The following is a 13,373-nucleotide window of genomic DNA, read 5'->3' as shown; positions in this document are numbered from 1 at the left end:
GGCATGGCACATCTGAATCATCAACTGCGTCACTACTTATCTGCACTCATCGCCGCCTGCGGCTTGCTGGCCGCGCTGCCGGCTGCCGCCGGGCAGTGGGACTTCGGCCTGTATGCGAGCCTGTGGGGATCGCGCGAATACCAGGTCTGGCTACCGAGCAACTACAATCCAAACACGCCGCTGCCCGTCGTGCTGATGCTGCACGGCTGCGGTTCCGAGCCCAACAGTATGGCCGCCGTCAGCCGCTACAACCAGCTGGCCGACAGTGAAAACTTCATCGTCGTCTATCCGCGCCAGAACGTCACGGCCAACCCCATGCGCTGCTGGAATTTCATGTTGCCGCTGAACCAGGAGCGGGGCACGGGCGAGCCCGCCGTGCTGATGGGCATCTTGAACAAGGTCAAGAACCAATATGCGGTGCAGGATAGCCGCGTGTATGTGACGGGCATTTCGGCGGGCGGCGCCATGGCTTCCATCATGGCCGCCTGCTACTCGGACGTGTTCGCCGCCGTGATGGTGCATTCGGGCGGCATGTACAAGGGCGCCACCGGCCTGGTCACGGCCGCCGACTCGCTGTTCAACGGCAGCTCGTTCGATCCGAAAGTACGGGGCAAGGATGCGTGGCGCTGCTCCGGCTCGCCGCGCCGCCTGATGCCGACGATGGTGTTCCACGGCACGTCCGACATCGTCGTCAATCCCGTCAACGGCGAGCAAACCATCGAGCAATTCCTGCAGACCAGCGACTATGGCGACGATGGCCTCGACAATGACAGCGTGCGCTACCGTGCCGACAGCATCGTGCGCCAGACGGTGCCGTACGGCCGCAGCTACTCCATCGACACGTATCTGCGCAACGGCGCCGTCATCGCGCAAAAATACACGGTCGAGGGCATGAATCACGCATGGAGCGGCGGCCCTCCCGGCTGGCCCTTCAGCGATGAACTGGGCCCGGACGCCACCGTGATCAGCTGGAATTTCTTCAAGAATTACCAGCGCTGATGGCGTGAGGAAGTTGCAGCTTGGAGCATGGGGCGCTGCGATGGCGCCCCATTGTGCTGCTCAAGGCCGGCCCTGCTGGCCAAGCGGAAAAGGTTGATGGAAGTATTGGACACCTTGGCGGATTCTTACTAAATATCAAGTATTTCCCTGTCATCCCATGGCATTGTCGGTTCTCCAGCTTGATTAGAGGCAAGTGTGAACGAGGAGAACGCCATGGACGGTGACGAGTTGATATCGGGTACCCAGCGTCCCTTGCGCCTGCGCTTGGGTGTCTCGCCCAAGGTGCCCGCCGGTGTGCTGATACCGCAGCGTATTGCCGGCAGAGAGGCGATATGTGGCGGCCTCGAATACCGCGTGCTGTGTGTCTCGACACATGCCGACTTGCCGCTCAGTAGTTTGATTGCCTTGCCCGCGGCTCTCGATATCGTCACCGACCAGGGTCAGCTGCGCAGCATCTGCGGTCTTGTCACGCAAGCGAGCGCCGGCGACAGCGATGGCGCGCTGGCCACCTACCAGCTGGTGCTGACGGATGCCTTCGCCATCATGGAAAAGCGCTGCAATACGCGCGTCTTCCGGCGTTTGACGGATATCGAGATCGTCAAGACTTTGCTCGACGAATGGATACGCAGCAATACCGTGCTGGCGCATGCGTTTCAGTACGCGTTTGCCGATTTCTTCGAAGCGCAGACATATCCGCAGCGCGAGTTTGTCATGCAGCACAATGAGTCGGATGCCGCCTTTGTGCGGCGCCTGCTCAAACGCAGTGGCGTCGCCTGGTTTTTCCGTGCGGAGGGCAATACGGATGCACATGCCGAGCCGGCGCATACCTTGGTGCTGTTCAACCATGCCGACGGCTTGCGAAAAAACATGGCGGACACCGTGCGCTATCACGCGGACCGGGCAACGGAAGAACGCGACACCCTCACCTCGTGGAGCGAAGTGCGCAAGCTGCAGGCGGGCAAGGTAACGCGCCATAGCTGGAATGAAGAACACCCGCGTGCGCGGCCGTTCATGGCTGCCGATGCCTTGGGACGGGGGCAGCAGGGCATGCATGGCAATGCCATTGCCGCCACCCTTGATGATTACCGCGTGCTGCCACCGCGCGCGGGCGTTGACCATGAGGCGTTGTGCCAGCTGGGCCTGCTGGCCATGCAGCAGCACGATTACGAGAGCCATTGCTTTCACGCCGAAGGCAGCGTACGCGACCTGTGTCCGGGTGAATACTTTACTCTGGCCGAGCACCCCGACATCGACGCCTTGCCAGCGGCCGAGCGCGATTTTGTCGTCACGTCGCTGCAGGTGGCGGCGCAAAATAATTTACCTAGGGAGCTAGCCGCCAGGGTGGCACGCCTGTTTGCGCGCAACCGTTGGCTGGACGATGAGGGCGTGCACAAGCAGCGTGATCTGGCGGCCGAAGTGGACGGCGGCCCCTTGCGCATGCATATTGAACTGACTGCCGTGCGGCGCGGCGTGCCCATCGTTCCGGCCTACGACACACGCATCGACCTGCCGCCAGTTCCCATGCAAAGCGCCGTGGTGGTGGGGCCGGCCAATGAGGAAGTTCATTGCGATGCGATGGGCCGTGTCAAGGTACGCTTCCCCGCCACGCGCAAGGTGGACCACGAGCATGCCGGCGGAACGGGCGCTTCCGACACGGACGCCGATTCGGCCTGGGTAAGAGTCGCGTCGAGCTGGGCGGGAAGCGGACCCGGCAGCATGCTGCAATGCGGCTATCTGGGTTTGCCCCGCGTGGGCAGCGAAGTCTTGCTGGCCTTTCTCGGGGGCGACCCGGACCGGCCCATCATCGTGGGACAGTTGTACAACCATAGCGCGCAGCCGGTTGCCTTGAGCAAGGCAGGCGACCTGCCCGGCAACCGTTATTTGTCCGGCATCAAGAGTCGCGAGATCAAGGGCACGCGTGGCAACCAATTACGCTTTGATGATGTCCATGGACAAATCAATGCCCAGCTTGCCAGCGATCATGGTTCCACCCAGCTCAACCTGGGCTGGCTGACGCAGGACCGGCGCAACGGCCAGGGCGACGCGCGCGGCGAAGGCGCCGAACTACGCACCGACGAGCAGTTGGCCATGCGGGCGGGCAAGGGCATGCTGATCTCGGCCTGGAAGCGCCTGAATGGCGATGGTAGCCACATGGCGCGCAGCGAATATCTGGGCCTGATGGAAAACTGCCTGGAATTGTTTCGCTCGCTGGGCAGCTATGCCGCGACGTATCAGGCACTGGAGCAGGACGAGCAGGCGCAGCAGGAATTGCAGCACAGCTTGAAAGGCTGGGAAGGCGGCAGCAATACGGAACCCCGTGCCGAACTGGGCGGTGCGGCGGCGATCACCATGACGGCGCCCGCGGGCATCAGCTTTGCCAGCTCGAAAGCCATCGTCAGCTATGCCGTCAGCAATATCGATACGGTGGCGCAGCAGCACCTGCAAGCGGTGGCAGGCCAGCGCTACAGCGTGAATGCGGGCAAGGGCATTTCGCTGTTTTCCCACGCAGACGGCATCCGCGCCATCGCGCACCATGGCAAGTTCCTGCTGCAAAGCCAGCATGACGACATGGAACTCAATGCGGGGAAAAACCTGAAGCTGACGGCCAGCGACGGCAAGCTGACGGGCATGGCCGATGAAATCGTGTTGATTTCCAAGCACGGGGCTTTCATCCGCATCGCCGATGGCATTACCTTTGGCAGCAAGTCGCCGCTGAACTTCAATGCGCCCAACTTCGTCTTCAACGACCCGCAAAGCATGGAGGTGCAATTGCCAAGTTTTGCCGAGGGCAAGGCCGATCAGCAGTTCATCTTTCAATATGAGGGCGATGACCATCCCGCCGATGGCGTGCCGCCAGCACCGCAACTGGCGCCGCAGGCGCACTTTGCCGTGAAGCTGGGCGATGGCTCGTCCGCCGATGGACGCAGCGACGGGGGCGGCAAGACGGTCGTGCTGGAGCGTGCAGCGATGCACCTGGCCGCCATCGAAGTGTTCAACAACAAGGATTGATGACGCCAGGAGAGTGCGATGGGTAGCTATCCGAAAATACCGTACGTCGTGGGCGAGGACGTGGCGATCCTGCATTGCGAACGCAGCGTGTGCAAGAAGGTCAAGATACGCCGCAATTTGCCGGGCAATATCATCGTCATTCATGGCGTCAACGATGTTGGCGTCAGCTACAAGGCGGTAGAGGACGGCTTGTGTACCGGCCTCGCTGCCAGGCTGGGCCGTTCATTTACGCCTGCCACCTACCGCATGCCTGTGGCGGCGGACAAGGACAAGCTGGAAGACGATCCAGACGCCGTCTTTTTCAAGCGCACTGTTGCCAAGGATACCAACAGCCCCGTGATTCCGTTTTACTGGGGCTGCCGTGAAGTCGAAGGCAAGAGTAGCACCATCAATGGCCAGTTTGTCGACCGCTACGGCAACCGTCTCGACAAGGACTTGTCCAAGGAAGGCGGCCCCTTCGGTAACGCTACCAGCAATTTGCCCGACATGTGGCGTCCGGGAATCTATGCGCCAGTCGATCCCATGGGCGATGCCTTGCGTCCATTGAGGACTGCACCCGGGCGCATGTACATGGTACTGGCGGCCCAGCGGCTGGCCGCACTGATTTCCATGATCCGCGATTACGACGCGGATGATACCGTCAGCATCGTTGCGCACAGCCAGGGCTGTCTGCTGTCGCTGCTGGCGCAAGCGATGCTGATGGAAAAGGGCTTGGCGCCGGCCGACAATTTGATACTCACGCATCCGCCTTACAGCCTGGTGGACAGTCTGCCTCTGTTGATGCGCGGAGCCGCCTGGTTCGATGGCGGCGAAGATGCGGCGATGAAGCCCTATTACCATTTGCTCAGTGGCGCGCAGACGCTGGGTGCGCGCCTGAAGACCTTGGTGAATATCGTGGCTGGTGTGGCGAAAGGCAACGGCCAGGCTCGCCAGCCGCCGTTTGTCGACTTGAAAAAGGATGAGCATCGCGGCATGGTTGGCAGCCGTTGGCAGAGTGCAGAGGACCGCGATAACCGCCGCAAGGTTTATCTATATTTCTGCCCGGAAGACATGACGGTGGCACTGGATAACATCCAGGGAATAGGCTGGGATGGCGTGCCCGATTATGCATCTGGAAGCGAATTGGTTGAAGAAGAGGAGACATCCAGTCTTGATGGGTACAGTGTCTCATCCGGGCACACCAAGATAGTGGAACATAAAAAGGTGCGCAGCGCGCTGGCGGAACTGGGCGGCAGATTTTATCAGCGGGTATTCAGCAACAAGACCAGACTGGATCCAGCTACGGGAAAAACCACAGCGTCGTTGGTTGGAAAGCCGCCGCCTTTTGATTTTCCATTAAGGCTCATGACAGAAAGCGAACAGTCCCATGTGGAGCTTTCCTTGCGTAGTCATCGTGCACAACACAAGGCGGTGGTTTGGCCTGTCAATACCAGGTTGAGCAAAGTGGAACAACGTAATGGCGTACGCACCATCAATGGGGAAGCGTTGAAACAGCCGGTGTTGGCTGATTTGCGTGGCACTTCGCAAATCGATCCAGCCAATGTTCCCACAACGTCCGTGATGAGAAACCGTAATGTGGCAGATCAGGGTCCTGCAGAGGAAGTCGATTCCTGCGACGCTTCGGTAGCACCGACCAGCGGAAGTGGCATGCAGCTACGCAGCGAATATCGTCCTGACCCGGGAGGCTATCAAAAGTTTCCTGAACGGGAAGAGCATCTCAGCCCTCGGGAACTGGCATTGATGACGGCAAGCTACAACAAGGAAAAAGGACTGGACGTGAAAGACAAGTTGGATCAACGCGAAGTTGTTTCCGCGAAACGCTACCCAGACAGCAAGGTCGTGGCTCAGATTCAGGAAAGTCCGAATGAGTCACGCTTGCGTTGGCAACGCGAAGTCAGTCCCAAGTCTTTTCATAGTTCGATTATCGGTAGTGCTAAAAATCACAGCCAGGTAACTGCGTATGACGTGGCGATTGGCAGCGGAAAGGCATCATCCGATCCGCTGTTTTATGCGTATCTGTGTGCGGTGGCGGATTGGCGGGTGAAGATGCTGAAGAAAGGTGAGCAACCGAGAGACGGAATAATATTAATGCATCGATTTCGTGCTTTGTATTCTTCTTATCTGGATGTCGAACCAGCATGGCGGCAATCAATTATTGAAGGAAATATTGCCTATTACAACAGCGGAAATTTGCCTGCTGGCCTACCATTATTGTCGGGCGCTTTATGGAAGATTGTTGTATCGCAAACAAAAAATATGAAAATAGTGGCTGAGAAAACGATAAGTAGCGTGTCCAAGATGCATCGATAACAGCTTATTTGGACTGATTGTGCTTCCTTCGGAACTGCAGACTCAAAAGGTGAAAAACATGTTGATGCTTCGTTGGCTGGGGATATCGATAGTTGTTGTAATTTTATTTGCCGGCTGGTTATGGCTAGGCGCCGCATCTAAGAGTCAGGCACGTGAAATTGCGTCACAGTTGCAGGCGCAAAAGCCAAAGAAACCTGTGGAGCCAGGGCAAGAGTACGTGCTGGAAGTGATCGGATTGGGTGTGACGCTGGATAAATACCGTCAGGGAAAACTGTGGGAAGCCTTGCAAAAAGGAAGTGCTTATACCAGCATACGTGAGAAGGATCCGACGAAGTATCCGTGGAAAGGAATGGATAAGGATGGGCAGGGGGGAGGCCGAGCGTGCGACGCATTGGAAAACGGCGTTAATTTCACACCTATGTATTGGGGCTTGCCATCGTTTTATGCTGGTTCTCCTGTTCTTGATCCTGATGAGCAACCCAGTTTGTACGGGCCAATGGCTGGACTGGTAGCTGGTGCATCGACAATTGGCCTGCCAGCACATTTATTTTCGATAGGTCCTTGGAAATTGGATGAGAGACCGGATCGCTTGTTGATTGAAGTCTTTGAATTTTTCGACCAACATCCAGAGCTGCCTTATGTTGTCGTACATTCCGAAGATAGTATGGGTACGCGCGATGGGAGTCGCAAGCCGGGTGATGCGATGAGACTAAAGGATGGCTATTACATCCCTGAGATGCCCGATGCCACTGCCGTGTTTGTGCTGGCGCGCCGCGAAAGAATAGATCCTTTGCGCTCTTACGTATGGGAGGATCCCGAGAATAAGTTTGTACAGGGGTACTTCAAGGCCATGTATTACGATTTGAAGAGTTCATTGGCCAGGCCAGTCAAATCAATATGGTCCAGTTTTAGTATGCCTCGTCAACCCACCGTCGCAGAATGGCTCGCCGCTGCTGCCGCCTTCGCCCAGCGCCCCGATATCCGCGGCGTGGGCTTGCATACCTTTGACAAACTCAATCCCTGGGAAAATCGTCCCCCGCGCGACTGGAAGCCGACGCCTTGGTTTCCCATTCCGTGGAATCGGGAACAGATGGAAACCTTCGACCGCTTGCCCTCGTTCGGTTTCGTGCACCGGCCCGTCTTTGTCAAATTCGCGGATGAAGAGGGCAAGCCTGTCACGCGGCGTGACCAGCGCCAGAAGATGTTCAATGCGGGCTGGCAGCAGGCGCTGCAAACCTTGCCGGTGGCGGAGCGCGGCATGGGGCCAGCGCGCATCGTGGCCGGCACGGGAAATCAGCCGGAACAGTTGCTGATGCTCGAAGGTATGTTGCATGACTATGCGTCACAAGGCGGTCCGGAAATCGACAGCAGCAAGAGCACGCAGTTCATCAATACCGATCATCGCCTGGGCAACACGGGCGCGGCCACCTGGTTCATGCAGATGGCTATCGGTGTGATGGGCAGCTATCGCGATGGCGGCGCCAGTGCGGCGATTAATTTGCGCGACGGTAATGAGGCCAGCATCATCTTTATCACGCCGCCATCGGATGCCAAACGCCAGCAGCAGGATGCCAATGGCGATATCTTCCGCAGCCGCGTCACGCCGTCCGTCGATCCGGCCAACTATGCGGCGCCATCGGTGGAAGCCATCCTGGAAAGCCAGGCGGGACAATAATTCGGGAGGCAGCATGCGCAAAGTCATCCGGTTGGGCGACGCCACGTCGCACGGCGGCAAGGTGCTCAGTTGTGCCGCCACGCATTTTACGGTCAATGGCATTGCCGTCGCTTGCGTCGGGGACTTGTGCAGCTGCCCCATCAAGGATCATCAGGGCTGCAAGATCGCCAGCGGCTCGTCCCGGCACAGCATCAACGGTATCGCCATCGCCTTCGAAGGCGATACTACCACTTGCGGCGCCAGGTTGCTCGCTGGCGGCGTCAACTTCCGCACCTCCTGACGCCGTACGCTCCCGGTATTTCCTGCTAACTATATAATCTGCGCTTGGGCGATACCCGCCCTTGAACGTCGATTGAAGGAATGCCATGCCAGGATACATGCCAGCTTATTTCGTGCGCCCCTTGGCGCTGTGTGTCGTGTCGGCACTGTGCCTCTCTGCCAGTGCCGCCGAGGCGGTGGCGGTCGATGCGCAGCAGCGCGCGTCCTTGCTGGAATTTTATGCGCAGCAATATCCGGGCGAGCCGGCTGCACGCACCGTGTTCGAGAGCGTGCCCGTGGTGGGCGGACGCGGCAGCGAAGTGGTGGGCAGCGTGGAAACGTCGCCGTATCGCGGCCATGGTGCGCTGTGCCGGACGCAGCGCACCAAGTTCGTGCTGCACGGCGAGGGCAAGCAGGCGCGCTGGCAGGAGGCGGGGATGGAGTATTACGCCTGGCTCGACCGTGGCACCTGCCGCGCGGTGGCAGAACCCGTGCGCATGCTGCAGCGTGTCCCTGATGGGGAACTGGAAGGCGTGTTGCTTTATCAAAAGTCGCTGCTGGAACGGGCGCGCTTGCTGATGGCTGGCAATACGGCCTGCGCCCCGTTGCGGGCGCTGAAGTTTTCGCTGGCGGCCGTCGATGTGGGCGCCGCCGCACCGCGTGCCGAAGAGCGCTATGCGCTCGTGTTCAAGAGCGAGCGCGACAGCTACGCCCGTGTCTGGCTGCGCAAGAGTGGTGCCCAATATGACGCATGGAATGTGACTTGCCCGCCAGTGCTGTAAGCTGCGCACCCTCGATTTATTTTTTTGACTGTTGCAACCATGAACGAAAATTCCACTTCCGCCCGCAGCTGGGGCACCATCGTCACGCATAGCGACGAGATGGCCATCATCTACCGCTATGTCGACACCTTCCATGACGACTGGGACCTGTCGTCGCAGCCGGACCGCATCATCATTGCCTGGCGTTACGAGGACGAAACGGGCATGCCCGCACCGAACGAGCGCGAGCACATGGAAGAACTGGAAGCGGCGCTGGCGCCCGTGGTGGAAGAAGACGGCTTCGCCACGCTGGCGCTGGTGTCCACGGGTGAAAACTTGCGCGAATGGATTTATTACACGCAGTCGGGCGAAGAATTCTTCAATCGCCTGAACACGGCGCTGGCGCCGCGTCCAAAGTTCCCGATCGAAATCCGCAGCGCGGCCGACCCCGCCTGGTCCACGTATGCGGGGTTTATGGCGGCGTTACCGAAGTAATTACACCAATGCGGCCGTCACGATGCGTGTGGCGGCCGTGATGATGTCCTGATTCGTGTCCGCTTTTTTCTGTTCGCGCGTGTAATACACGGCGATCACCAGCGGTGCGCCGCTGGCCGGGTAGGCGACGCCGATGTCGTTGACACTGCCATACGCGCCCGAGCCCGTTTTATCGGCCACTTGCCAGCCGGCCGGCACGCCGGCGCGGATGCGTTTGTCTCCCGTCGTGTTGCCGCGCATCCAGGTATCGAGTTGCTGGCGCTGCGGTGCCGGCAAGCTATTTCCCAACAACAATTGCTGCAAGCTGTGCGCCATCGAAGCGGGGCTGGCCGTGTCGCGCACTTCGCCTGGGATGGCGCTATTCAATTCCGTTTCCCAACGTTCCAGCTGGAACACCGTATTGCCGATGCTGCGCGCAAACGCCGTCACGGCTTGCGGCCCGCCTAATAATGTCATCAAGAAATTGGCGGCGCTATTGTCGCTGTACTGCAAGGTGGCGGCGCACAGGTCGGCCACGTTCATGCCGTCGGCCAGGTGCTTTTCCGTGATGGGCGAGTAGGTGACCAGTTCTTTTTTCTCGTAACGCACATGCTGGTCCAGCAAGCCCGGCTGGCTGACGCTGCGGGCCAGCACGGCACCCGCCAGCATGGCCTTGAAAGTGCTAGCCAGGGGAAAGCGTTCGTCGGCGCGATAGGCAATGCGCAGCTCGCTGCCCTGGCGCCAGGCGGCAACGCCGAGGCGTCCGCCTGCGGCTTGTTCCAGCGCGGCCAGTTGCGTCTGGGCGGTGGCGATGCTGGTGGCGGGTGCGGCAAACAGCAGCGGTGCCGGGCACAGCAGGGTAGCGCCGCCGGCCAGCAGGAGGTTGCGGCGGACGTGGTTCAGGGATTCAGTCATGGTTTGTCGATGCTTTCGGAGTGGAAAGGGTGGCCAGCAGTTCGCCGATGGCGAGCAGGTTGGCCGGTTTGGTCAGATGGTGGTCGAAGCCGGCCGCGCTCGATTGGCTGCGGTCGTTTTCGGCGCCCCAGCCCGTCAATGCGACGAGCACGACGTTGGTGCCGGCCGGTATCCGGCGCAACGCGCGCGCCACTTCGTAGCCGTTCATGCCGGGCAAGCCGATGTCGAGGAAGATGACGTCCGGTAAAAACTGCGGCGCCACGGCCAGGGCCTGTGCGCCATCATGGGCCACTTGCGTGGCATGGCCCATCATGTCGAGGACGGCAGCGAGGGTAACGGCCGCGTCGACATTGTCGTCGACCACCAGCACGCGGAACTGCGGTCCGCTGGCGGTGACGGTGGGCACGGCAGGCGCGACGGAGGCGGCTGGCTGCGCCGCCAGCAGGGGCAAGCGTACGCTGAAGGTACTGCCCAGGCCGGCGCCGGGACTGGCCACCGCGGCACTGCCGCCATGCAACTCGGCCAGGCGACGCACGAGCGACAGGCCGATGCCCAGGCCGCCCTGAGCCCTTCCCATGTTTTGCCCCACTTGCGTGAACATGTCAAACACGGTCGTAATCGATTCAGCGGGTATGCCCACACCGCTGTCTTCCACCTCGATCAGCGCCGCGTTGCCGTCGCGCCGCGCGCGCAAGGCGATGTGGCCGCCGGCCGGCGTGTACTTGGCGGCATTGTTGAGCAAATTGCCCAGCACTTGCGCCAGGCGCGTGGGGTCGGCCTCGAGCGGCAGCGCCTGTTCGTCGAATTCTACACGCAACTGGTGACGGCCCGCTTCGATCAGCGGCATGCTCGTCTCCACGGCGCAAGCGATGATGGCTTTCAAGTCCGTGCGTTCGAGCTTGAGTTCGATCTGGCCCCGCGTGATGCGGGCCACGTCGAGTAAATCATTGACCAGATGCACCATCTGATTGACTTGCCGCTCCATCACGTCGCGCACGCGCGCCACGGTGGCGGGCTTGTCGGCGGCCAGGCGCATGATCTGCAAGCCGTTGCGGATCGGCGCGAGCGGGTTGCGCAGTTCGTGCGCCAGGGTGGCGAGGAATTCCGTCTTGCGCCTGTCCATTTCGGACAGATTGTCGGCCAGCTGGCGCAATTGCTGCTCCGAGCGCTTGCGCTCGCTGATGTCGCTGAACAATACCGTCAGCAGGCGGCTGCCGGGGCCGCCAAGGCGCGCGGCGAAGACCTCGAACCAGCGCTCCATGGCCACGGCTTCGTTTTCATAGCGCACGGGTTCGCCGGTCTTGACGACCTGGTCGTACAGGTCAAACCAGTGCTGGTCGTGGTCGGGCACGAAGCTGCGGATGGTCTTGCCGATGGCATTTTCCAGTCCCGACTGCTTGACGAAGGAGGGATTGCCTTCGAGGTAGCGGAAATCCACGGGGCGGCCCTGCTCGTCGTACAGCATTTCGATCACGCAAAAGGCCTGGTCCATCAGTTCGATCAGGGTGCGGTAGCGCTCCTCGCTGCGGCGCAGCGCATCTTCCACCTGCTTCTGGCGCGTGATGTCGAGCAGGACACCGGGCAATTGCAGGGGCGTGCCATCGGGCGCGTATTCCGCGCGGCCCCGCGCGATGACCGAGCGGTACTGGCCATCGCCGGCGCCGACGCGATAACTGGCCTCGAACGGCGTGTGCGCCTGCAGCGCCTCGGTAATCTGCGCGCTGACTTGCTCGCGGTCATCGGGATGGATGATGTCCATGTAGCGCGCCAGCGGCGCCGCCGTGGCCGCATCGGCATTGACGGGGAACAAACGCGCCATATTGCTGTCGGCTGTGACCCGGTCGGCAACGATGTCCCAGTTCCAGGTGGCCACTTCGCCGGCCGCCAGGGTCAGGCGCAGGGTTTCCTCGTTTTGCTTGCTGGCCGTCAGGTCGAGCGAGATGCCGGACAGGGCGATCACATTGCCGGCGCCATCGCTGGCGCAGGTGCCGCGCATGTGCGCCCAGTGCAGCGAGCCATCGGGCCAGCGCACGCGGATGTCGATTTCGAAATCGCCGGCGCTGGCGATGGCCGCGTGCACTACCGCCTGCCAGTGCTGCAGGTCGCCGTCGAGCATGGCGCCCGTCAGCTGCGCGTAATCGATGTGGTTGTCAGGGGGCAGGCCCAGATTGGCCTTGAAGGCATCGGAGCCGGCCATGCTGCCGCTGCCCAGGTCGATTTCCCACGTGCCCATGCGGCCACCTTGCATGGCCAGGCGCAGCCGTTGTTCCGTCTGCCGTTGCTGCGTCACGTCGCAATGCGAGCCCAGCCATTCAACGATGCTGCCATCGGGCGCCAGCACGGGCAGCATGCGTACGAGCATATTGCGGTAGGCGCCGCTGACGTGGCGCAGCCGGTATTCCGCTTCGAACACGCTGGTCAGGTGCGAGGGCACGACGTAAGGCAAGTTGCGGTCATCCGGATGCAGGGCATTGACCCAGCCGCGGCCCAGCAGTTCGGCCTCGGTCTGGCCCGTGAAGGCGCGCCACGTGGGCTGGTCGGCATCGAACTGGCCGAAGGTTTTTGTGCTCCAGACGATGTCGCAATGGGCGCTTAGCAGTAAATGCGCCGCCTGGGCGGCGACGGTGGAGGACGGGACGGCATTGCTGGGCAGGCTGGGTTCTGGCATGGCGGCGATCAACGATGGTGCAGGGGGCCGCCGCCGCACTGGAATGGGGCGGCATGGCAGCGCAAGTCTGGCGATATTACAACTATTTTTACCGTCGGGGCTGTCTTGCAGGATGCCAATTCCGCTTTCGTCTGGCCTGGCGAAAAAGGCATGCCATACGGAAAGTCATCAGGGCAAATTGCAAGGCAAGGGCGTTATTGTGGCTGAATAACCACTAGTGGGCCCTTTATGTTGATGAATGAATATTTTACATAACAATATTCTTGCAGCGCATAAGGCGCTTGAATTAAATTGGCGCCTTACT

General features: G+C 60.5%; 10 protein-coding genes. 8 read left to right on the top strand and 2 right to left on the bottom strand.

Features of this window, described 5'->3' with window-relative positions; all coding sequences use genetic code 11:
* Positions 1 to 3: 3 nt before the first annotated feature.
* From MRBLMS1_RS23740 to MRBLMS1_RS23710, 7 genes are all read left to right on the top strand, one after another.
* Positions 4 to 999: an extracellular catalytic domain type 1 short-chain-length polyhydroxyalkanoate depolymerase gene (locus MRBLMS1_RS23740; RefSeq protein ID WP_485882380.1), complete on the top strand. Its 996-nt coding sequence runs from the start codon at positions 4 to 6 to the stop codon at positions 997 to 999.
* Between the two features lie 213 nt (positions 1,000 to 1,212).
* Positions 1,213 to 4,008 carry a type VI secretion system Vgr family protein gene (locus MRBLMS1_RS23735; protein WP_485882378.1) on the top strand — a complete coding sequence of 932 codons (2,796 nt, stop codon included), beginning with the start codon at positions 1,213 to 1,215 and terminating at the stop codon, positions 4,006 to 4,008.
* An 18-nt stretch (positions 4,009 to 4,026) separates the two neighbouring features.
* Positions 4,027 to 6,318 carry a T6SS effector phospholipase Tle3 domain-containing protein gene (locus MRBLMS1_RS23730; RefSeq protein ID WP_485882376.1) on the top strand — a complete coding sequence of 764 codons (2,292 nt, stop codon included), beginning with the start codon at positions 4,027 to 4,029 and terminating at the stop codon, positions 6,316 to 6,318.
* A 58-nt stretch (positions 6,319 to 6,376) separates the two neighbouring features.
* Positions 6,377 to 7,993: a type VI lipase adapter Tla3 domain-containing protein gene (locus MRBLMS1_RS23725; RefSeq protein ID WP_485882374.1), complete on the top strand. Its 1,617-nt coding sequence runs from the start codon at positions 6,377 to 6,379 to the stop codon at positions 7,991 to 7,993.
* 13 nt (positions 7,994 to 8,006) lie between these two features.
* A complete protein-coding gene (locus tag MRBLMS1_RS23720) occupies positions 8,007 to 8,273 on the top strand; it encodes a PAAR domain-containing protein (protein ID WP_128140402.1) in 267 nt (88 codons plus the stop codon).
* Positions 8,274 to 8,358: 85 nt separating this feature from the next.
* A complete protein-coding gene (locus MRBLMS1_RS23715; protein ID WP_485882371.1) occupies positions 8,359 to 9,033 on the top strand; it encodes a hypothetical protein in 675 nt (224 codons plus the stop codon).
* A 39-nt stretch (positions 9,034 to 9,072) separates the two neighbouring features.
* Positions 9,073 to 9,507 carry a DUF695 domain-containing protein gene (locus MRBLMS1_RS23710; protein WP_052755885.1) on the top strand — a complete coding sequence of 145 codons (435 nt, stop codon included), beginning with the start codon at positions 9,073 to 9,075 and terminating at the stop codon, positions 9,505 to 9,507.
* On the opposite strand, the gene bla is transcribed toward MRBLMS1_RS23710, so the two are convergent.
* Positions 9,508 to 10,401: a class A beta-lactamase gene (gene bla / locus MRBLMS1_RS23705; RefSeq protein WP_128140400.1), complete on the bottom strand. Its 894-nt coding sequence runs from the start codon at positions 10,399 to 10,401 to the stop codon at positions 9,508 to 9,510. It abuts the gene before it with no gap.
* A complete protein-coding gene (locus MRBLMS1_RS23700) occupies positions 10,394 to 13,069 on the bottom strand; it encodes a hybrid sensor histidine kinase/response regulator (protein WP_485882368.1) in 2,676 nt (891 codons plus the stop codon). Before MRBLMS1_RS23700 ends, bla begins: the two co-directional genes overlap by 8 nt.
* Between MRBLMS1_RS23700 and MRBLMS1_RS23695 the strand changes: the two genes are divergently transcribed.
* Positions 13,068 to 13,280 carry a hypothetical protein gene (locus tag MRBLMS1_RS23695; RefSeq protein ID WP_485882366.1) on the top strand — a complete coding sequence of 71 codons (213 nt, stop codon included), beginning with the start codon at positions 13,068 to 13,070 and terminating at the stop codon, positions 13,278 to 13,280. The genes MRBLMS1_RS23700 and MRBLMS1_RS23695 overlap by 2 nt on opposite strands.
* Positions 13,281 to 13,373 lie beyond the last annotated feature (93 nt).

The organism is Massilia sp. LMS1-1-1.1 (genome assembly GCF_040815535.1).
In the GTDB taxonomy this organism is placed as follows: Bacteria; Pseudomonadota; Gammaproteobacteria; order Burkholderiales; family Burkholderiaceae_D; genus Janthinobacterium; species Janthinobacterium aestuarii.
Note: the sequence above shows the minus strand (reverse complement) of the source record. Positions and strands in the feature narration are given on the sequence as shown.

Excerpts from the sequence above, each read along its gene's own strand:
- MRBLMS1_RS23730 (WP_485882376.1), top strand. The coding sequence starts at position 4,027 with ATGGGTAGCTATCCGAAAATACCGTACGTCGTGGGCGAGGACGTGGCG.
- MRBLMS1_RS23735 (WP_485882378.1), top strand. The coding sequence starts at position 1,213 with ATGGACGGTGACGAGTTGATATCGGGTACCCAGCGTCCCTTGCGCCTG.
- MRBLMS1_RS23715 (WP_485882371.1), top strand. The coding sequence starts at position 8,359 with ATGCCAGGATACATGCCAGCTTATTTCGTGCGCCCCTTGGCGCTGTGT.
- MRBLMS1_RS23710 (WP_052755885.1), top strand. The coding sequence starts at position 9,073 with ATGAACGAAAATTCCACTTCCGCCCGCAGCTGGGGCACCATCGTCACG.
- MRBLMS1_RS23725 (WP_485882374.1), top strand. The coding sequence starts at position 6,377 with ATGTTGATGCTTCGTTGGCTGGGGATATCGATAGTTGTTGTAATTTTA.
- bla (WP_128140400.1), bottom strand. The coding sequence starts at position 10,401 with ATGACTGAATCCCTGAACCACGTCCGCCGCAACCTCCTGCTGGCCGGC.
- MRBLMS1_RS23740 (WP_485882380.1), top strand. The coding sequence starts at position 4 with ATGGCACATCTGAATCATCAACTGCGTCACTACTTATCTGCACTCATC.
- MRBLMS1_RS23700 (WP_485882368.1), bottom strand. The coding sequence starts at position 13,069 with ATGCCAGAACCCAGCCTGCCCAGCAATGCCGTCCCGTCCTCCACCGTC.
- MRBLMS1_RS23695 (WP_485882366.1), top strand. The coding sequence starts at position 13,068 with ATGGCGGCGATCAACGATGGTGCAGGGGGCCGCCGCCGCACTGGAATG.
- MRBLMS1_RS23720 (WP_128140402.1), top strand. The coding sequence starts at position 8,007 with ATGCGCAAAGTCATCCGGTTGGGCGACGCCACGTCGCACGGCGGCAAG.